This window comes from Halobacillus yeomjeoni (assembly GCF_020171525.1).
Classification (GTDB): Bacteria; Bacillota; Bacilli; order Bacillales; family Halobacillaceae; genus Halobacillus; species Halobacillus yeomjeoni.
In genome coordinates this window covers 163,664-182,522 of the sequence record NZ_JAIVAI010000005.1, presented here as the reverse complement: position 1 = coordinate 182,522, position 18,859 = coordinate 163,664, and the positions used below count along the sequence as shown (strand labels likewise).

Annotated in this window: 20 protein-coding genes, 12 tRNA genes and 1 rRNA gene; 3 read left to right on the top strand and 30 right to left on the bottom strand. The window is 43.8% G+C overall.

Going from position 1 to position 18,859, the window contains the following annotated elements:
* The 14 genes from LCL89_RS13935 to LCL89_RS13870 all read right to left on the bottom strand — a co-directional run.
* Window positions 1–71: ribosomal RNA gene (locus tag LCL89_RS13935) — 16S ribosomal RNA — on the bottom strand; the annotation flags it as partial.
* 123 nt (window positions 72–194) lie between these two features.
* A tRNA-Ile gene (locus LCL89_RS13930) sits at window positions 195–271 on the bottom strand.
* Between the two features lie 15 nt (window positions 272–286).
* Window positions 287–360, bottom strand: a tRNA-Gly gene (locus LCL89_RS13925).
* Between the two features lie 22 nt (window positions 361–382).
* Window positions 383–459 (bottom strand) — tRNA-Pro (locus tag LCL89_RS13920).
* Window positions 460–468: 9 nt separating this feature from the next.
* Window positions 469–545, bottom strand: a tRNA-Arg gene (locus LCL89_RS13915).
* Between the two features lie 71 nt (window positions 546–616).
* Window positions 617–703 (bottom strand) — tRNA-Leu (locus LCL89_RS13910).
* Between the two features lie 46 nt (window positions 704–749).
* Window positions 750–831: transfer RNA gene (locus LCL89_RS13905), tRNA-Leu, on the bottom strand.
* Between the two features lie 10 nt (window positions 832–841).
* Window positions 842–917, bottom strand: a tRNA-Lys gene (locus LCL89_RS13900).
* A gap of 105 nt (window positions 918–1,022) precedes the next feature.
* Window positions 1,023–1,097 (bottom strand) — tRNA-Gln (locus LCL89_RS13895).
* A gap of 9 nt (window positions 1,098–1,106) precedes the next feature.
* A tRNA-Asp gene (locus tag LCL89_RS13890) sits at window positions 1,107–1,183 on the bottom strand.
* A 14-nt stretch (window positions 1,184–1,197) separates the two neighbouring features.
* Window positions 1,198–1,269: transfer RNA gene (locus LCL89_RS13885), tRNA-Glu, on the bottom strand.
* A gap of 10 nt (window positions 1,270–1,279) precedes the next feature.
* Window positions 1,280–1,370 (bottom strand) — tRNA-Ser (locus LCL89_RS13880).
* A 4-nt stretch (window positions 1,371–1,374) separates the two neighbouring features.
* Window positions 1,375–1,449: transfer RNA gene (locus LCL89_RS13875), tRNA-Asn, on the bottom strand.
* A gap of 194 nt (window positions 1,450–1,643) precedes the next feature.
* Window positions 1,644–2,087, bottom strand: a complete 444-nt coding sequence (locus LCL89_RS13870; RefSeq protein ID WP_224810572.1) for a SprT family protein — start codon at window positions 2,085–2,087, stop codon at window positions 1,644–1,646.
* 73 nt (window positions 2,088–2,160) lie between these two features.
* Here LCL89_RS13870 and cmpA point away from each other — a divergent pair, with 73 nt between their 5' ends.
* Entirely contained in the window at window positions 2,161–2,271 is a 111-nt protein-coding gene (gene cmpA, locus LCL89_RS13865) for a cortex morphogenetic protein CmpA (protein ID WP_197318196.1), read from the top strand.
* 36 nt (window positions 2,272–2,307) lie between these two features.
* On the opposite strand, the gene LCL89_RS13860 is transcribed toward cmpA, so the two are convergent.
* From LCL89_RS13860 to acpS, 15 genes are all read right to left on the bottom strand, one after another.
* Window positions 2,308–4,446, bottom strand: a complete 2,139-nt coding sequence (locus LCL89_RS13860) for a Tex family protein (protein ID WP_224810580.1) — start codon at window positions 4,444–4,446, stop codon at window positions 2,308–2,310.
* A 411-nt stretch (window positions 4,447–4,857) separates the two neighbouring features.
* On the bottom strand, window positions 4,858–5,412 hold the full coding sequence (locus tag LCL89_RS13855; protein WP_224810571.1) for a SpoIIE family protein phosphatase: 555 nt from the start codon (window positions 5,410–5,412) through the stop codon (window positions 4,858–4,860).
* 41 nt (window positions 5,413–5,453) lie between these two features.
* Complete coding sequence (gene sigB / locus LCL89_RS13850; RefSeq protein WP_197318197.1) at window positions 5,454–6,233, bottom strand: RNA polymerase sigma factor SigB; 780 nt, start codon at window positions 6,231–6,233, stop codon at window positions 5,454–5,456.
* Complete coding sequence (gene rsbW / locus LCL89_RS13845; protein WP_206760759.1) at window positions 6,205–6,681, bottom strand: anti-sigma B factor RsbW; 477 nt, start codon at window positions 6,679–6,681, stop codon at window positions 6,205–6,207. The genes sigB and rsbW overlap by 29 nt, the downstream gene beginning before the upstream one ends.
* A 2-nt stretch (window positions 6,682–6,683) precedes the next feature.
* Window positions 6,684–7,013 carry an STAS domain-containing protein gene (locus LCL89_RS13840; protein WP_197318198.1) on the bottom strand — a complete coding sequence of 110 codons (330 nt, stop codon included), beginning with the start codon at window positions 7,011–7,013 and terminating at the stop codon, window positions 6,684–6,686.
* Between the two features lie 64 nt (window positions 7,014–7,077).
* The gene (locus LCL89_RS13835) at window positions 7,078–8,088 is read right to left on the bottom strand and encodes a PP2C family protein-serine/threonine phosphatase (protein ID WP_224810570.1); all 1,011 of its coding nucleotides are present in this window, start codon (window positions 8,086–8,088) and stop codon (window positions 7,078–7,080) included.
* 12 nt (window positions 8,089–8,100) lie between these two features.
* Window positions 8,101–8,502, bottom strand: coding sequence for an anti-sigma regulatory factor (locus LCL89_RS13830; protein WP_197318200.1), 402 nt, complete (start codon window positions 8,500–8,502; stop codon window positions 8,101–8,103).
* Between the two features lie 2 nt (window positions 8,503–8,504).
* Complete coding sequence (locus tag LCL89_RS13825; RefSeq protein ID WP_014641677.1) at window positions 8,505–8,861, bottom strand: STAS domain-containing protein; 357 nt, start codon at window positions 8,859–8,861, stop codon at window positions 8,505–8,507.
* A 4-nt stretch (window positions 8,862–8,865) separates the two neighbouring features.
* Window positions 8,866–9,735 (bottom strand): RsbT co-antagonist protein RsbRA, encoded by an 870-nt coding sequence (locus LCL89_RS13820; RefSeq protein WP_197318202.1) that lies wholly within the window; start codon window positions 9,733–9,735, stop codon window positions 8,866–8,868.
* Window positions 9,736–9,957: 222 nt separating this feature from the next.
* Window positions 9,958–10,308 carry a type II toxin-antitoxin system PemK/MazF family toxin gene (locus tag LCL89_RS13815; protein WP_197318373.1) on the bottom strand — a complete coding sequence of 117 codons (351 nt, stop codon included), beginning with the start codon at window positions 10,306–10,308 and terminating at the stop codon, window positions 9,958–9,960.
* 5 nt (window positions 10,309–10,313) lie between these two features.
* Window positions 10,314–10,595: a CopG family ribbon-helix-helix protein gene (locus LCL89_RS13810; RefSeq protein WP_079477086.1), complete on the bottom strand. Its 282-nt coding sequence runs from the start codon at window positions 10,593–10,595 to the stop codon at window positions 10,314–10,316.
* 162 nt (window positions 10,596–10,757) lie between these two features.
* Entirely contained in the window at window positions 10,758–11,915 is a 1,158-nt protein-coding gene (gene alr / locus LCL89_RS13805) for an alanine racemase (protein WP_224810569.1), read from the bottom strand.
* Window positions 11,916–12,250: 335 nt separating this feature from the next.
* Window positions 12,251–13,270, bottom strand: coding sequence for a LolA family protein (locus LCL89_RS13800; protein WP_197318204.1), 1,020 nt, complete (start codon window positions 13,268–13,270; stop codon window positions 12,251–12,253).
* Window positions 13,271–13,312: 42 nt separating this feature from the next.
* Window positions 13,313–14,842, bottom strand: a complete 1,530-nt coding sequence (locus LCL89_RS13795; protein WP_224810568.1) for an NAD(P)H-hydrate dehydratase — start codon at window positions 14,840–14,842, stop codon at window positions 13,313–13,315.
* Window positions 14,843–14,900: 58 nt separating this feature from the next.
* Window positions 14,901–15,254, bottom strand: a complete 354-nt coding sequence (acpS, locus tag LCL89_RS13790; RefSeq protein WP_197318206.1) for a holo-ACP synthase — start codon at window positions 15,252–15,254, stop codon at window positions 14,901–14,903.
* A gap of 126 nt (window positions 15,255–15,380) precedes the next feature.
* Between acpS and LCL89_RS13785 the strand changes: the two genes are divergently transcribed.
* Window positions 15,381–16,151 (top strand): rhomboid family intramembrane serine protease, encoded by a 771-nt coding sequence (locus LCL89_RS13785; RefSeq protein WP_224810567.1) that lies wholly within the window; start codon window positions 15,381–15,383, stop codon window positions 16,149–16,151.
* 79 nt (window positions 16,152–16,230) lie between these two features.
* Here LCL89_RS13785 and LCL89_RS13780 read toward each other — a convergent pair whose 3' ends face one another.
* On the bottom strand, window positions 16,231–17,700 hold the full coding sequence (locus LCL89_RS13780) for a DEAD/DEAH box helicase (protein WP_318245628.1): 1,470 nt from the start codon (window positions 17,698–17,700) through the stop codon (window positions 16,231–16,233).
* Window positions 17,701–17,928: 228 nt separating this feature from the next.
* On the opposite strand from LCL89_RS13780, the gene LCL89_RS13775 reads away from it, so the two are divergent.
* Window positions 17,929–18,843 (top strand): DMT family transporter, encoded by a 915-nt coding sequence (locus LCL89_RS13775; RefSeq protein ID WP_224810566.1) that lies wholly within the window; start codon window positions 17,929–17,931, stop codon window positions 18,841–18,843.
* Window positions 18,844–18,859 lie beyond the last annotated feature (16 nt).

The window sequence follows — 18,859 nt, the reverse complement described above, 5'->3', positions numbered from 1 at the left end:
CCGCGCTCGACTTGCATGTATTAGGCACGCCGCCAGCGTTCGTCCTGAGCCAGGATCAAACTCTCCATAAAAGTTGAAAAAGTTTGTCTTGCTCATTTGCACACCGAATGTGCTTGTTTAAGTTTCTTCTATTAAAGAAGAAATATCTTGACGTACTGGTTGGTTCGTTCAGTTTTCAAAGATCAAAATTTTCATGGTGGGCCTGAGTGGACTTGAACCACCGACCTCACGCTTATCAGGCGTGCGCTCTGACCAACTGAGCTACAGGCCCACAAAATTTGGTTAATGGAGCGGGTGAAGGGAATCGAACCCTCGTCATCAGCTTGGAAGGCTGAGGTTTTACCATTAAACTACACCCGCATATAATTTTGTAAATTCTCGATGGTCGGGAAGACAGGATTCGAACCTGCGACCCCTTGGTCCCAAACCAAGTGCTCTACCAAGCTGAGCTACTTCCCGTTTATGTAATGGCGCGCCCGAGAGGAGTCGAACCCCTAACCTTCTGATCCGTAGTCAGACGCTCTATCCAATTGAGCTACGGGCGCCTTTTGAAGCAACATATTCTATAGTAACATTTGATCGGTTGAGACGCAAGAACTTTTTTTGAAAAGTTTTATGGTGCGGCCGAGAGGACTTGAACCTCCACGGGGTTGCCCCCACTAGGCCCTCAACCTAGCGCGTCTGCCGATTCCGCCACGACCGCAAATTGTATGGAAACAAGTGAATGCTGATCATGGTAAATTGGTGAATGCGGGTGGAGGGACTTGAACCCCCACGCCGTGAAGCACTAGATCCTAAATCTAGCGTGTCTGCCAATTCCACCACACCCGCAAGATAAAAATGGTGAGCCATGAAGGATTCGAACCTTCGACCCTCTGATTAAAAGTCAGATGCTCTGCCAGCTGAGCTAATGGCTCTTGATAGAAAGTTTTTTCTTTTGAAAGGTTGTTTCCCTTTCAAAAGCACAAGTAATATCTTATAACTTTACGCGGTGTTTGTCAACTCTTTTTTCAAAGAAAAAGTGGCTGGGCCAGCTGGATTCGAACCAGCGCATGACGGTACCAAAAACCGTTGCCTTACCGCTTGGCTATGGCCCAAACATGACATGGCGGTCCGGACGGGACTCGAACCCGCGACCTCCTGCGTGACAGGCAGGCATTCTAACCAACTGAACTACCGGACCTATGTAATTGAAAGTGACCCGTACGGGATTCGAACCCGTGTTACCGCCGTGAAAGGGCGGTGTCTTAACCACTTGACCAACGGGCCATTAAATAAATGGCGGAGAAGGAGGGATTTGAACCCTCGCGCCGCTTACGCGACCTACACCCTTAGCAGGGGCGCCTCTTCAGCCACTTGAGTACTTCTCCGTAATGGCTCCAACGGTAGGATTCGAACCTACGACCGATCGGTTAACAGCCGATTGCTCTACCACTGAGCTACGTTGGAATAATGTAATAAGGTATTTCTTCTGTCGTCTGCTGAGTTAATTCAATTATCAGCGACGAGTTATATAATATAATATTTATCGTTTTCTGTCAAACCCTTTTCAGGAAAAATTACTGCTTTTTTCTTTGATCAGGGCGTCGTTTGCTGCGACTTAATTAATTTAACACGCCCCTGGTTGTTCGTCAATGGTCTTTTTACATTTTTTCCAGTTTTCCTTTACATTTTCCGCAAGCGTACCGTTTTGTATTCAACCTTCGTTTCCTGGGGTACTGCTGGCCACACTTTTTACATTCATAACGATGAACTTCCGCTTTCTTCATAGAAGGTAATGGTTTGCAATGCCTAGGTGAGCCTGTTTTCTTCAATAGTTCCTTGAATTCAGGGTCACGGTGAGCGTATCCCTTCCCTTCAATATGCAAATGATAATGACATAACTCATGCTTGATGATTCCTTCGATCTCATCAATACCTAATTCGGCCAGATACTTCGGATTGATTTCAATGATACGCCTTGATGGAATGTAACGGCCGCCTGTTGTACGTAAGCGTGAATTAAAAGTGATTTTATCTATGAATGGTTTATCGAAATAAACAGCGGACAATTCTTCCGTCCATCTCTGTAATTGATCTTCAGTCACAGGAACACCTCCAAGTTTCTCCGCATACTTTATCATAGATATTAAAAAAGATGAACATAAGGAGTGACCTTCTATGCCGTCTTGGTTAAAGAAACAAATGGCGAAAGCATTTTTAAAGAAAGATAAATACCAAATAAAAATGTTGAATCAATGTTGGTATTACTATCAACATTTGTATAAATAAAAAACCCGGAAGAGATTCACTCTCCCAGGTCCTTTATTATTTCTGCAGCATCGTGAGGGCGATGCGTTGTTTTTGTGTATCGACTTGATCGACCCATACGGTGACGACGTCCCCTACCGATACGATGTCCATTGGGTGTTTGACATACTTATTGGAGAGTTTGGAAATATGGACAAGCCCATCCTGCTTTACGCCTATGTCCACAAAGGCTCCGAAGTCGACAACGTTCCGGACGGTTCCTTCAAGTTCCATCCCTTGTTCTAAATCTTCCATAGATAAGACGTTGGTCTTCAACAATGGTTTAGGCAAGTCGTCCCGCGGATCACGTCCCGGCTGTTTCAAGGACTTCAAGATATCGTCGAGGGTCGGCCGGCCGATTTCCAATTCATCTGCGACATCGTTCTCATTGATATGTTGAAGTTTCTCTTCAATTTCCTTCGTTCCAAGCTCCTTCACCGATGCATCGGTCTTCTTCAACAAAGCTCGTGTCGCCTTGTAACTCTCCGGGTGAATAGAAGTGCGATCCAGAGGTTCATCTCCATCTAAAATTCTCAAGAAACCGATACTCTGTTCATACGTTTTCGCACCCAGGCGCGGAATGTCTTTCAATTCCGTACGTTTTTTGAACTTCCCTACTTCTTCCCGCTTCTTCACAATGTTATTGGCAACCGTTTTGCTTAACCCCGACACATATTGAAGCAGCGAGGATGATGCTGTGTTGACATTGACACCGACTTGGTTGACCGCTGTTTCAACGACAAACGTCAGTGATTCATTCAATTTCTTCTGGCTGACATCATGCTGATACTGACCTACCCCGATTGATTTAGGATCGATTTTCACCAGTTCAGCTAGAGGGTCCTGTACTCTGCGGGCAATAGAGACGGCACTCCTCTCCTCTACCTGCAGGTCCGGAAACTCTTCCCGGGCCAGTTTAGAAGCAGAGTATACACTTGCTCCCGCTTCATTGACGATCATGTAGGAAGCATTCAAATTATGTTTTTGAATCATATCTGCTATGAATTGTTCGGTTTCACGGGATGCAGTTCCATTACCGATCGCCATCAATTCGATCGGGTGCTTATCCATAAAGGAGAGGATCGTTTTTTCTGCTCCTTTGACATCATTCCTGGGAGCTGTCGGATAAATCACTGCGATATCCAGTACTTTCCCCGTTTCGTCGATTGCCGCTAACTTGCAGCCCGTACGGTAGGCAGGGTCGACGCCGAGTACGACCTTCCCTTTCAATGGAGGTTGGAGCAATAGACTTCTTAAGTTACTTGAGAAAACCTCAATCGCCTGTTCCTCCGCAGTTTCAGATAGTGAATTACGGATTTCCCTTTCAATTGATGGTTGAATCAAGCGCTTGTAACTATCCTGAATCGCTTCCTTCAGTAAGGATTGAACATCTCCGGTAGTGGATTTCAGGATTACTTTATTCTCTAAGTAATTAATGATTGATTCTTCAGGAGGTTGGACAGATACTTTAATCACATCTTCCTTCTCTCCACGATTCAATGCAAGCACTCGGTGGGACACGATGGAGCGTACCGGTTCTTGATAATCATAATACATTTCAAAAATGCCCTTCTCATCTTTTTCGGCATTTTTATCAGAAGAAGAGATGGTTCCTTTTTGGAATGTTTGTTTCCGGATTTGCTCTCGATAATCCGGGTCATCTGATATCCATTCAGCGACGATATCATTGACACCCGTCCGCACATCCTCGACGGAGTGGAGTTCATGTTCCTCAGAAAAATAAGATTGCGCTTCTTCATTGAAATCGAGAGACTTTTGCTCCCAAACTTTATGAGCCAGCGGTTCCAGCCCTTTTTCTTTGGCGACTGTAGCTTTCGTCCTTCGTTTCTGTTTATATGGTCGATATAAATCTTCGACCTTTTGAAGCTGTGAAGCCTTTTCGATTTCATTTCGAAGCTCTTCTGTCAGCTTCCCTTGTTCATCGATCAGACGGATCACTTCTTCTTTTCGATCATTCAGGTTTTTCGCGTAATTCCATTGATCTTCTATATCTTTGATTTGGACTTCATCTAAACCACCCGTCAATTCTTTACGATAACGAGCTATAAATGGAACGGTATTTCCTTCTTGTAATAAGTCGATGACTTGTTTGATTGCTTTTTCACTGAGATTGGTCTGTTTAGCGACCAGTTTCATCAAATCTGGAGTTTGTACTGCTTCACTCAAAAAAAGTCCTCCTTCACATACATCTGGTTTTTATTGTATCAAAGACTGGCCGGAAATACTTGAGCCTTCCTATCGAAAAGCTGTTTCCACCTTATTGGATTGGGCAGGGATAGTTTCAATGCCTCATGTAAAAAGAGGGGGGTGTGAAATTACCACCGGTAGTATTTTGTCTGTTTTCACTAACCTTTCAAATGCACTTCTCACAAAGTAAGCGATAGAGGTGGTTTCAGACTACAGAAAAACAGTCACTTCTTATACCTCTAATCTGGTAACGTGAGCAGGCCCCGAGCAATTACAGCTTTTCAATATGTATTGATTTACTGAAAACCGTATAACCAGCGCATAAAAAAAGTCTTATTCTGTTTAAAGAATAAGACCTTTTTACACATACTCCATAGCAATGAGTGTCGTATCGTCATCTCTCGTCTGCCCATAGAGTAACTTATAATTTTCTGTAATCATTTCTACACTTTTCGCCTCTGTGCTGTGTTTAGATAAACGACGATCATGGACTCCGTCAGAAAACAGCAGGAATTTCATTCCCTTGCTGACCTTTCCTCTTGTCACCCGCAATTCCCTCCGGTAACCGGCTAAGTATCCAGCTAACGGAATGCTTCTTTTCCGCTCTCCATCCGGAGTGATCGTGATAACCCCTATATTACCGATAGAGGAATAAGAGTATGTTTCGTTTTGGAAATCTATCCGCAAAATCCCAAGAACGACCCCACGTTTACCGACCAGTACTTCGTTGCATTTCTTAATGAGGTTCTCGATGGTGAGGGACGGATTTGCTTCAATGACTTCCATTACGGCCTTAGAGGATTCACGGGCTGATTCACCACTTCCCAATCCATCAGCCAGAGCACAAACGAACGCTTCTTCCGTTTCTTTATAGAAATAACTATCCCCACAATAATAGTTTCCCTTTTTTGCCATCTGGAACACCGACAGGCGGACATGTCGCAGCTTTTGTTCCACTAGAACGCCTCGACTGATTCAGACTGTAGTGCTTCTCTAAGTTTCCGCAAAGCTCGTCTTTGAAGTCGGGAAACATGCATTTGGGATATTCCGAGTTTTTCACCAGTATCTTTTTGACTCATATTTTCAAAATATGTGCATTGAAGAATTTCCTGCTCTCGTTCAGTGAGTATAGGCAGGATTTTTTCCAACAGCATTCTTTGATCAATATTGGAATAACCATCTTCCTGGTTTCCAATCAAATCAAGAATCGTTACCGTACTGCCGTCAGAATCCGCTTCGATTTTACGATCGACGGACAGTGCCTTGTAACTTTTGCCCATTTCCATCGTTTCCAGGACATCTTCTTCAGAAACTTCCAGATGTTCTGCAATTTCCAAAACAGAAGGTGAACGTTGAAGTTGACTGGTCAACTCTTCAGCAGCCTTCTTGATTTTAGGTCCTAATTCTTTGATGCGGCGGGGGACATGGACACTCCATGTCTTATCCCTAATGAAACGTTTGATTTCACCAATGATGGTAGGTATCGCAAAGGATTCAAAAGACTTTCCGAATTCCGGGTCATAACGACGTATGGCGGCAAGCAAACCTAACATTCCAACCTGCACTAAATCTTCATGGATAGTACTATTCTTTGAATACTTTCTTGCAATCGACTCTACAAGATCTTTATAGACCAAGACAATTTTTTCTTGAATCTCTTCATCTGTAGGATGTTCTTGCAGGTGTTCGATCCATTGGTATACTTCGTCATTGTGTTGTTGAGATTTGGTCGCCATTCTGACCCACCTCAGTTTCATGGAGATATTTTGTCATTAGAACAATTACTCCATATTTACTGTTTATCTCTACTTTATCCATGAGTGCATCGATCAAGAATAAGCCAAAACCACCTTCACGAAGTTCTTCGATATTATCATCCTGCTGGTATGGGCCGATATCTTCTTTAACTTCTCCGAGATTGAAACTTCCACCATGATCAGCGACCATCACTTCTAAACGATCTTCGTATACTCCGAATCCGATGGTGATTTCACCTTCACCGGAATCTTCATAAGCATGCTTCACGGCATTTGTAATCGCTTCAGAAATAGCAACTTTCAAATCTTCGATATCTTCAAAAGAAAAGCCCATCCGGTTGGCAATCCCGGATGTACTTAAACGTACTACACCGATATATTCAGCTTTTGCCGGGACTTTCACTTCAACAAAATCAAATGATTCCATAATTACTTTTCACCCCGCACTGCAGAATCAATAGTGATAATTTCTGTTAATCCTGTGATTTTAAATAAGCGGTACACACGTTCTTGCAGGTGTACGAGTCTCATTTCACTGTTGTGTTCTTTCGTCGATTTCAAGGCACTGATGAAAACTCCAAGGCCTGTAGAGTCCATGTAATTCACGTCCTGTAGATCGACTTCGACCGTCTGCCCCTCTTCTTTGGTCAACGGAAGCAATGCTTCTTTCAGTTTTGGTGCTGTAAAAGCATCCACCTCTCCAGAAAGCGAAAGGTATGCAAGGTTTTCTTTATTCGTAACATCTATAGTCAAGTTCATCATCGAGTCCTCCTATTACGTATGAAAGTCAATCAAATACACACTTACCCCTTCAAGAGAGTTGTTAAACATTTCTTCTGAGAATTATTAATGTGAAATCATCACGTAATTGAAAATCCTGAAGTCTCTCGAAATGCTTATACACTTGTTCGACAATTTCCTGTGAAGGCAGATGAGCATACGATTTGATGACATGCAGAATCTCCTCTTGTTCGATGAACCGGTCTCCCTGGCGGCATTCAGTCACTCCATCTGTCAGCAAAATGACCATATCACCCTGCTCAACCTTCAATTGCTTCTGTTTGTAGGTAGTTTCTGCTGAAACCCCTAAAACTAATCCAGGCACATCGATTTCTTCAAATTCGTCTTTGTCCTTATGGTAGTAAAAACCTGGTTCATGACCGGCGGATGAAAAAGAAAATGTATGATCTTTCGTATCATACATTCCATAAAACATCGTAATGAACATGCTGGAATCCACATTCCGCTCCACGACCCGGTTCAAACTGCCCAATATGACACTTGGGTCCATACGCATTTCCGGGAAGCTGTCCATGGAATACTTAATCATGGACATACACAAAGCAGCTGGAACCCCTTTACCGATGACATCGGCTACCGCAATCCCGAGAGCCCCATCTCCATCGTAGACAAAGTGGTGATAATCGCCGTTCATCTGCTTCGCCGGCACACTTAAAGCGCCTATATCCAACTCATCAAGCTCAGGTTTGACCGTTGATAATAAGGTCTTCTGCATGTTGGCAGCAACAGAAATCTCAGACTTGAGCTCAAGCTGTCGTTCACGTAACGATTGATACTCCTGATAAGCCAGTCCATAGGAAATCATCGTCTCCAGTAAAAAACTCATAGAAGCCTGAATATAATCGGGCATATCAGGGTAAATTTCTTCTAGAGATTGGATGTGGACATTGATGATTTCTTCTGGAGAAATGTTATGCTGCATTGATTGTTTACTGAATTGTTCAGCTTGGTAAAGTGCCTGCTCATCTTTCGTACGTATATATTCCTGTAGTAATTCTTTGTAGTTTTCCAACTCAAGCTTAAGTGTGCTCATTTTTTACCTCCTCTAACGGAGCCATTTGATCACTTTAATTTCAGTGCCCTTTCCTTCTTCGGAATGGATATCAAACTCATCCATTAAACGCTTTACTCCTGGAAGGCCGGCTCCGAGTCCCCCTGATGTTGAATAGCCATCTTCCATGACAAGGCTGAGTTCTTTAATTCCAGGACCATTATCAAGAGCTAAGATCATGATACCTTTTTGTTCCATTTCTTCTATCGTTTCAAAACAGATCTTCCCTGTTCCAGCATATAAATAAATATTTCTTGCCAGTTCTGATATCGCGGTGGCGATCCGAGCTTGATCAACTGTGCCAAATCCGATCTTCCTGGCAATATCCCTTCCCAGTTGGCGAGCTCCGACTATATCCCACTCCTTTTTTATATTTACACAGGATTGGAAGTCCATAGCTACTCCTCCAATTCCTGACGAAGTTTGATCAGTCCTTGTTCTAAATCTAATGCAGTAGGGACGTCCTGCAAATGAATGCCTAAATCAATCAGTGTCATCGCAACCGCTGGCTGGATACCTGTAAGGACAACTTTTGCCCCCATCAAATCAGACATCGTTACAACATCACCCAATACTTTTGCAATAAAAGAATCGATGATATCAACAGAGGTCAAATCTATGACGACTCCAGATGCACCACTTTCATGAATCTTGCTTAATAAATCTTCCTGGAATTGGATGGCTGTCTGATCGTCCAAATCAATCTGAATCGAAATCAACAAGTAGTTGTGCAGTTTTAAAATTGGTATTCTCACTGTATCACTCCCCATCCAGCGAATCGATTAGTTTTTCTATATCTTCTTCTTTATTTTGTGTTTCTTCTATCCGTCGGTTGGTCAGTTCTAAAGCGGTCTGGAATCCTTTTCGAAGCGAGCTCTTGGTAGGGAACTTGCCTAAATCGATCCCAAGGTTGACGATCGTTTGTGCAATCTCTGGTCGAATGCCTACCAATATACAACGGGAGCCGATCAGCCGCACTGCTTCTGCCGCTTGAATAATGTGGTGAGCTACCATCGTATCTACGACCGGAACCCCTGTGATATCAATCAAAACGACTTCGGCGTTATGTTTGATGACACCGTCCAACAGGTTTTCCATGATGAGCTTGGCACGTTCTGTATCAATGGTGCCGATCAGCGGCATGATCGTAATGTTCTCCATGACCGGGATCAAAGGAGCTGATAATTCCTGGAGCGCTACACGTTGAAGTGAAACGATGTTCTCCCAGCTCCCTGAATATTCATTGACGAGCCGATTGATGATCGGGTCGACCCATCCGTCCACTTCTTTCAGAACTTCTGAGAAATAATCCGAGTCGATTTTATCCGTCTGTTTGAGAATATACCCGGTCACTACACGACGGAACACCTGCATCCCTTCCGTCAAATAACTTAATGGCCATCCCAGATTGATAAGCCTCTCTGAAAACTCGTCCAATTCTGATGATAAACCGTTCTTTTCAATGCTTGTAAAAATGACGTTCACGAATTCTCGGTTCGTATTTTCAACCATTTCGTCTGAAATTGTTGATGTGTAGTCATTTTTGTTGCTTGTATTGATTTCTTCGAGCCACATTTTTACAATGTCATCACTGTGCTCAAGAACAATATCCTTCAAATTTTCATCCATTTTTGTATCCCCGCCTCCGTCAACTTTCTCAATTTTTCACGTTCTTTATTATTTAGATATAATTTTATCAAAAATGGGGTAGGTTTTCATAGTCATCCGTCTTCTAAAATAAATCACCGTCAACTCTTCCCTTAATAAATCTATTATAAACTAGAAAAACAAAAAAAATAAAGCTGACTTTTCAGGCAGCTTTATTCTTAACATGAAGATATAGTTTTGTAATCAGAAATCTATCAAGCCGAGACTGATCTGCAACGCTTTGTTCACTTGCTGCATCATCGGATCATCTAGTTGAGTAATCTTGTCGGTCAAACGTTGTTTATCAATCGTTCTGATTTGTTCCAATAGGATCACAGAGTTTCGTTCAAACCCATATTTTTCTGCGTCGATTTCAACATGAGTTGGAAGTTTGGCTTTTTGTATTTGCGCTGTAATCGCAGCGACGATTACCGTTGGGCTGAAACGATTACCGATATCGTTTTGTAAAATGAGTACAGGACGAACCCCGCCTTGCTCTGATCCCACTACCGGGGACAAATCAGCGAAATAAACGTCTCCTCGTTTGACTATCAATGGCTTCACACCCCGCCCACTAGTTGCTCCAGGGTGTGTTCGGCCTCCTCTTCAGCTTGAAACGCTTCTGAAGCGATGTTTAAATTGATTTTCGCCATTTCCATATAACCTCTACGCATAGATTCTCTGATATGGCGTTGTTTCTTTTCTCGCAAATACATTTTAGTTGCTTGACACATGAAATCGCTCCGATCACTATTATCGAGTTGAATGAAGCCGTCCACTTCATTGAGTAGGTTATCCGGAATCCGGATGACAATTTCCTGCATGCTATCGGACAAAACCATACACCTCCACCATCTTCTCTCAAAGAAAACCAGTCAATAAGTCCACTCTAATCTTACCAAACGGGAGTGTCTATTGCAAAGGCGGGTTGGAATTTTTTTGTGAATGATGCAGCCTTGTTACCAAAGATAGGGAGGTTTGTCTAACCCCTGAAATGACAACGTTTAAAGAGGATTATCAATTTCTACGATATTTCCATGATCCACGAACATGCGCGGCACCCTGTAACTGATCATACAAGGGATTTCATAATTGATCGTTTCTAAATAATCCGCTACTTCATCCATTGAAATAGATTGATGTTCTTGTTTACCAATTAAGGTAACCATTGTACCGACAGGATATTCTTGATCCAGCCGTACCATGAATTGATCCATACATATTCTTCCGACAATCGGGTGGCGCTTCCCGTCGACCAGGACTTCCATCCCTTGGAGTTTCCGGATCCAGCCGTCCGCATATCCGAGTGGAACCGTACCGATCCACTCTTCTGATTCTGTTTGATACGTAGCCCCGTAACTGATCGATTCATTCGCCGGAACCTTCTTCACATGAATCAACCGGCTTTGCAGTGAAAAAGCAGGTTTCAAGTTTATCGGACGCTCTTTTTTCACTACACTGGAAGGATATAAGCCATACATACTGATTCCGAACCTTACAAAGTGCTTCATATGATCCGGAAACCTCATACTTGCCGCACTGTTCCCTGTATGAATTTCGACATTTCTCGACCAAACCCTTTTAAAATGGGAAAATAATTGGTCGAAACGGTCCTGCTGTTCTTCATAATAAGCGTGATCTTCTTCATCCGCCGTAGCAAAATGAGTGAAGACCGCTTCTAATTCCATCAATTTATTTTTATGAATCATAGATAATAACTCGTCCATTTCATCCTTGGTCCGAATTCCTATCCTTCCCATACCCGTGTCCCATTTCATATGGATCTTCAACGGTTTTGCAGAAGGAGACAGCCTGGCATTTTCAACCCAGTCTGCCTGGAAAACAGTCACAGATATATCCCTTTCAGCTGCTACATGGGCATCTTCCGGTCGAATCCAACCCATGACTAGTATGGGAGCTTCAATCCCGGCATCTCTTAATTTCAGTGCTTCATCCAGCAAAGATACGGCAAGGCCCTTCGCCCCTGCCCTTAATGCACATTCAGCAACCTGCTCATCGCCATGTCCATAGGCATTCGCTTTGACGACTGCATAAATTTTCGTATCTGTATGAAGACGCTGTTTCAATTGATTGATGTTGTATTCAATACTTGAAAGGTCCACTTCCACCCATGAATCCCTGTAAAAAGCTTCAATCGACAAAAGACCCGCTCCTCTCTATTTCTTTCAATATCTTTCTATTATTGAACGAGAGGAAATCCATGTCAATAAAATTCAGAAGCCGTCTCCACTCTTCAACCCTGCCTTACAAAATTCCTTCAACATCCTCACCAAAACTTTGCTGGAAGGTATGGTCACCCTCCACCTCGAATAGTCTCTGATTCCTCACTAAATAAGGGGGAAGTGACCGCAGCGCTGAAGACGGAACACTCCCACCGCATCTCCTTGAAGCTTTTTTAACTATGCCTGATGATATCATTCACAGGGATGGATGACTCCAAAATAAAAGCAGACCGCTAAGCCTGCTCCACGCAATGTTATTTGGCTGTCGAACTGGTAATGGAACTGGCCACAGAAACCATTTCGGCCTGCGTCAATTCATTGCTTGCAAGCTGGTAGGTGGTACCATTCTGATTCCACTCCAGGCGGTTATGCTCCATAGCACCGATCGATCCATCTTCCAATTGGACGGGATCACCACTGACCTCCACAGCATATTGAGCACTGGCCGGCTGCACTTCCGCTTTCTCCTGAATCAATGTGAAGTTTTTATCTCCGGCGTAAGTCATGATGACCCGCGTACCGTTTTCTGTCTTCACTTCCTGCTCACTCGCGAGCTCTGCACCATATGTCTCTTGTGGGTACAACACTTCTGCCAATGATTCATTCTCTAAGTTCGCGACTGGTGATTCGGTTGGGGCCATCGCCATATTTTTATCCACATCGAAGTCTTCTTTCTTCAATGATTCGTCCTTGGCGAAATTGGCGAACTGCACTTCCACCAGAGCGTTCATATCCTGATCGAAAACTTTCACCATCACAGGTTGATAGGTTTTCTTATCAAAGTAGATTTCCTGATACGGAAGAGTCTTATTGTTTTGATAGTTCGTCTTCGTTTTGAACATGAAATATTTCTCTGATGCTGTGAATTCAGAATCTGCATCAGCTTGGATGTCCTTCAGTAAAGAAGCATATAAATAAGGCTGACTTGTGTTTTGCGGCCATTCACTTTGGAACTTGAAGCTCTTATTCAAAGCCGGCGTCAATACATAGACTCCGCTGTCGTTCTTCAAAATGATCTGGCTGCCTTTTTCATCTTTATCGCTCTCCAGCTTGACTCGGTAAAACTCGTCTTTCTTATGCCAAACCTGGATATGATATTTTTGTTCATCCTTACCGGTCCGCATTTTCATGTTGGCTTCCGTCTTATACCCGGCCATTTCTTCCGACTGTTTTTCAAGCTTCTTCATGACATCTTCTTTTGATTGCGCTCCACATGCAGTCAAAGCAAATAATGCAAACAATGCAAACATCAAAATCAGAAAACGTCTTTGCATAAGACTCAACTCCTTTGTCTCTACTTAAGGACAAAGGGAACGTTATGATCTGGATGAAGAAGAAAGTGTACGAAAGGTTCGGGATAAACCTTCAATGACATCAGAAGCGAGTAGGTCCGTTTCCGAATGTGTCTCTTGGGTCAACCAATCTGCCGTGCAGCCATGGATGACACAACTGTTGCTCATGGCGTCCATCAGCGACTCTGTTTGCAGCACCATACCTAGCAGTATTCCTGACAACACATCACCGCTCCCGCCTTTGGCTAAACCGGCGTTCCCCGAAACATCCACACGCTGCTCACCATCGGCAGATGTAATGATCGTCGATGGTCCTTTTAAGATCAGGTGGACACCGTATTCCAAAGCGAAATTACGGCTGTAGGAAAATGGAGACTTCAGCAATTCCTCAATCGAAACGCCTGCCAGGTGCGCAAATTCTCCCGGGTGCGGTGTAAGGATGGTCGGTGTTTTTCGATTTTTGAGCGAAGGAAGCAAGCTTTTCATCAGATACAACCCATCTGCATCGACGATCAACGGTCCATCGACCGAGTCGATCAAGGATTGGAGAAGAACTTCCGTCCCATCCCTTCGACCGAGCCCCATACCGACCAAAACGCCGTCATATGAAGATGCTTGCTCCAATGCTTGTCCGGCAATCCACCCTTCCTGCTCTTCCACATTTAAAAATGTAGCCTCTTGAACAAAAGAGGAAACAGCAGGAATAGCTTCGCGAACTGTCGCTACTGACAATAAACCCAGTCCACTTTTCAAGGCTGCCCTTGCAGCCATCGCAATCGAACCCGGCATAAATGCAGATCCACCGATCATCAACCCTTTACCGTGGCTACCCTTATGAGAATCAGCTGCTCTGACAGGGAACGTTTCTTTCACCTCATCGATCCCCCAAAGTTTCCGCTTCGGCTTTTCCAGCAATGGGACAGGCAATCCGATTTCCACCACATTCCACTCCCCGTAAAAGGGTCGGGATTGTTGGAGAAAAACACTCAGCTTCGGCGCAGCGATGATGGTTGTATAATCCGCACGAAAGGCATCAAATCCACTCTCGCCTTCACCGGCAGGCACTCCAGTCGGCAGGTCCACAGACATTCGGAATGCATGCAGGTCGTTCACCACTTGAATGATCGAAGCGTAAGGTTCTCTCAAACGTCCCTTCACTCCAATGCCAAGCATGGCGTCTATCACCACATCGGCCCGCTCCAAGTGAGGATGAAGATCCTCGATCGTAGTGAATGGATACACGTCATAACCCGAAGACAAGAAAATTTTCTTGTGAGCTTCAGCGTCACCGGATATCTTCTCATCCGGAACTACCTGCCATGTGTCCACCTCATACCCTTTGTTCAATAGAGTACGAGCGATGACGAATCCATCTCCTCCGTTGTTCCCGGCACCGATTAAAATGATGACTTTATCCTGCTTTTTGATGTGTTGAAGCATATCATTCGCGACGGCGCGGCCTGCACTCTCCATTAACATTTTCCCGTCGATTCCGGCAGCTTCGATAGCCGCCCGATCCCAATCGTACATTTCTTGTGCGGTTACAATATCCAATTCGTTCCCTCCTACCCGCATTACAATGTTATGAGACAAACTATGTAATTATGTCAGGTCACTCTTCCAAAACAACTTGGGCTACGGCATGGTCAGAACTGTGACTGATGGAAACCCATATGGAAAAATCCTCGTAGCCTCTCGCTTTCAGCGTCGGCGCTCCCGAAGATTCAGATAAGATTTCAATATCCTGAAAACCCAGTTCTCCGATTCCCGTGCCAATTGATTTGGCAAATGCTTCTTTTGCCGCGAACCTTCCAGCTAAATACTCCACCTGCCTTCGTTCACTCAATTGGAAGTAGCGTTCTTGTTCCTTCTCCGTCAATATTCGTTGAACGAAACGAGGGTTACGCTTTATACTTTGTTTAATACGTTGCATGTCGATGATGTCAATTCCGATTCCTTTGATCACATACATCTTCCTTTTCATAAAAACTACTTGTAGTATACCCGATATTCAACGTCATAAAAAAGAATACTAGATACTGAAAACGATTATATTGGTACAAACACATCCTATTTAAAGGAGAATCAACCTATGTTCCTGAGGACGGAAAGCTTCAAAGAATTTCTCAAATTTTACCCGGTCGTCTCCTTTCTTGTCGGCCTGCACTTCTTTTTATGGATTCTGATCGATGTTCTCGGCCTCGGATTCGCCAGAGATTTAGAGAGCTTTGGTGTCGGGGTCAACCTTTTCATTTTACAAGGAGAGTACTGGCGTCTTGTAACGCCGATATTTTTACACAGCGGATTCACTCACGCACTGTTCAATTCTTTTTCCCTTGTTTTGTTCGGCCCTGCTTTAGAACAAATGCTAGGCAAAGGGAAGTTCATCGTCATGTATTTAGCCGCGGGCATTTTCGGCAACTTCGGTACATTCATCGTTGATCCCGATGCTTACTATGCCCACTTGGGGGCTTCTGGAGCAATCTTCGGCATTTTTGGTGTCTATGTTTATATGGTGCTGTTCAGAAAACATTTGATTGACCAGGCAAATTCCCAAATCATCATGGTCATCCTGATATTAGGTTTATTCATGTCTTTCACCCGACCGAACATCAATATACTCGGTCATATTTTCGGATTAATCGGGGGATTCGCTGTCGCTCCCCTTCTTTTAAGGCGTGCACGTCCGTTTTCCATCTGGCAGGTGAGGGCTCAGCGTACTTCATCTACCCGTTCAGACATTTCCTTCGATCCAAACCGATGGAATCAAAAGAAGCTCCCGATGAAGAAATACGGAAAATATATCATCTGGGGACTCATCATCTTTTTAGTACTCGTCGCCCTCGCCAGCGGATCATTTTAACCTGAGGTTCTGTTCATTTAACAGGAACTTCTTCGCATAATAAAAGCCGGACCTTTTGAAGGTCCGGCTTTTCGTTCATTTATTTAGCGTTGGATCCGCTTCTTTTGTTTTGATAGCTGCGCTTCCCTTTACCGTTGAAGTTACGGTTGCGGGATTTGTTTTTAGAGTTGAAGTTTCGTTTGCCGCCTTTGCGGTAGCCCTTCTTCCCTTTATCGCGCTGGGCATTTTTCACACTGATCGGTTGAACAGAAGAAAGACGGACAGGTACTTCACTGCGCTCTTTCGTCATCTGTTTTAGTGCAGCTGCAACTAAATCGACAGAGTCGTGCTGTTCAAGCAATTCGTGTGCAGATTGCTTATAGTGTTTAAGGTCATTTTTATCGATGGTTTCCACCAGTTTGTCGACCGCGACTTTTTGCTGTCCACGCTGTGCTTCTTCAGAAGAAGGAACCTTCAGACGCTCCACTTTCTTCTTCGTAAGCTTCTCGATCAAGTTCAGTTGAGCTTTCTCACGTGGTGTAACGAAGGAGATGGACTCTCCTTTACGTCCGGCACGGCCTGTACGACCGATACGGTGTACATAGCTTTCTGGATCTTGAGGGATATCAAAGTTGTAAACGTGAGAAACTTCTGAGATATCCAACCCACGTGCTGCAACGTCTGTCGCTACAAGGATTTCGATGCGTCCGCGTTTGAATTTATTCAGTACGGACATACGCTTTCCTTGCGTCAAATCGCCGTGAATACCTTCTGCGCTGAAACCACGCGCTTGTAAGCCGTCAGCAACTTCGTCAACACGACGCTTTGTACGACCGAATACGATCGCAAGTGCCGGGTCATGGATGTCCAATAGACGAGTCAGCGTATCGAACTTATGCTTTTCAGGAATCTCAACAAAGTACTGTTCGATATTTTCAACCGTCATTTCCTTTGCTTTGACTTTGACTTCTTCCGGGTTCTTCATCAATGTCGTTGCAATATCACGGATTTCCTTCGGCATTGTAGCTGAGAACAACAGGGTTTGGCGTTCTTCAGGAAGAGCCTTAAGAATATCACGGATATCATCGATGAAGCCCATGTTAAGCATTTCATCCGCTTCGTCAAGTACAGCAGTGTGTACATTTTCAAGCTTGATCGTTTTACGACGGATATGGTCAAGTAGACGCCCCGGCGTAGCTACAACGATGTGGTTGTTTTTCAAGGCACGGATTTGACGTTCCATGTTGGAACCACCATAAATCGGCAGAGAGCGTACGCCTTTACTTTTACCAAGGCGGTTCAGTTCTTCTGCCACTTGGATTGCAAGCTCACGGGTAGGTGCGATTGCAAGTCCTTGAACCCCTTTTTTCTTCGTATCGATCTTTTCCAGCAATGGAATTCCGAATGCAGCCGTTTTACCAGTACCTGTCTGGGCTTGGCCGATAACGTCTTTTCCTTGTAATCCTAGCGGAATCGTTTGTGCTTGAATCGGTGTCGTTTCCTCAAAACCCATAATGTCTAATGATTTAAGAATCGGTTTTGAAAGTTCTAGTGATTGAAATGTTGTCACTTAATTTCATGCTCCTTTTATATAAAGTGTTCTATTTGTTATTTACCTATAAACATGTAAAAAAAGCCTTCCGCCACACGTCTCGGAGAGGCTCCTCTGATTATTTGCATCATAGATTTATTCATCATAACACACTTGTTAATGATAATTCTACACATTTTATCTGTGCTTTTCAAACCGAACAATGATAAAATGATTGCAAACTGATAATACCAGAGGAGGGATCCCATGGATAAACCTCCATTCCATCCCTATATTATTTTATTTATCGGGGTACTTTCGATTTCCACTGCCGCGATCTTCGTTAAACTGGCAGGAGACACCCCCGCTTCAATCATCGCCTTTTACAGATTGGGTCTGGCCGTAGTGATCATGGCCCCTTATGTATTATGGAAACATTTCGACGAACTCAAACAGACGCACAAAAAAGATTGGATCCTTGCTGTTTTTTCTGGCATTTTCCTGGCATTTCATTTCATCTTCTGGTTTGAATCTTTACAATATACATCAGTTGCAAGTTCCGTGGTCCTTGTAGCGCTGCAGCCCGTTTTCGCCTTTATAGGTACATTCATCTTCTTCAAAGAACGTTTTACGATAGGAGCCGTTCTCAGCCTGATCATCACCTTGACCGGCAGCTTTATCATCAGCTGGGGAGATTTTCAGATCAGCGGGATGGCTTTATTTGGAGACATGCTCGCTATCTTGGGAGCGATGATGGTGACCGGGTACTTTTTATTAGGTCAGAATCTGCGTAAGCGGCAGTCATTGATGACTTATACCTTTATCGCTTACGGAATGGCATCTGTCACACTTTTGTTTTATAACCTTCTCCTCAATCATCCCTTCACAGGGTATGGAGGAGATGAGTGGTTGATTTTCCTTTCTTTAGCGATCATCCCTACTTTTTTCGGACACTCTTTGTTCAATTGGACATTGAAATGGATCAGTACTTCCACCATTTCTATGGCGGTTCTGCTTGAACCCATCGGCGCATCGATTTTGGCTTATTGGATTTTGGAAGAAGCCATCACCTGGTCGCAATGGTTAGGTGGTTCTATCGTCATTTTTGGATTGATGATGTTCATTTTCAGTACGACGAAAAAAGTGAAACCGAAGATCACACATGTGAGAGACAAGAATTGAAGCTTTGAGAGTATTT

Coding starts and splice junctions, on each gene's coding strand:
- LCL89_RS13830 (WP_197318200.1), bottom strand. CDS start 8,502: ATGGACTTCCAATCCTGTGTAAATATAAAAAAGGAGTGGGATATAGTC.
- LCL89_RS13835 (WP_224810570.1), bottom strand. CDS start 8,088: ATGAGCACACTTAAGCTTGAGTTGGAAAACTACAAAGAATTACTACAG.
- rsbW (WP_206760759.1), bottom strand. CDS start 6,681: ATGGAATCATTTGATTTTGTTGAAGTGAAAGTCCCGGCAAAAGCTGAA.
- LCL89_RS13840 (WP_197318198.1), bottom strand. CDS start 7,013: ATGAACTTGACTATAGATGTTACGAATAAAGAAAACCTTGCATACCTT.
- sigB (WP_197318197.1), bottom strand. CDS start 6,233: ATGGCGACCAAATCTCAACAACACAATGACGAAGTATACCAATGGATC.
- LCL89_RS13855 (WP_224810571.1), bottom strand. CDS start 5,412: ATGGCAAAAAAGGGAAACTATTATTGTGGGGATAGTTATTTCTATAAA.
- LCL89_RS13860 (WP_224810580.1), bottom strand. CDS start 4,446: ATGAAACTGGTCGCTAAACAGACCAATCTCAGTGAAAAAGCAATCAAA.
- LCL89_RS13800 (WP_197318204.1), bottom strand. CDS start 13,270: ATGCAAAGACGTTTTCTGATTTTGATGTTTGCATTGTTTGCATTATTT.
- LCL89_RS13785 (WP_224810567.1), top strand. CDS start 15,381: ATGTTCCTGAGGACGGAAAGCTTCAAAGAATTTCTCAAATTTTACCCG.
- cmpA (WP_197318196.1), top strand. CDS start 2,161: ATGCCGTCTTGGTTAAAGAAACAAATGGCGAAAGCATTTTTAAAGAAA.
- LCL89_RS13775 (WP_224810566.1), top strand. CDS start 17,929: ATGGATAAACCTCCATTCCATCCCTATATTATTTTATTTATCGGGGTA.
- LCL89_RS13820 (WP_197318202.1), bottom strand. CDS start 9,735: ATGGATGAAAATTTGAAGGATATTGTTCTTGAGCACAGTGATGACATT.
- LCL89_RS13810 (WP_079477086.1), bottom strand. CDS start 10,595: ATGGTTTTGTCCGATAGCATGCAGGAAATTGTCATCCGGATTCCGGAT.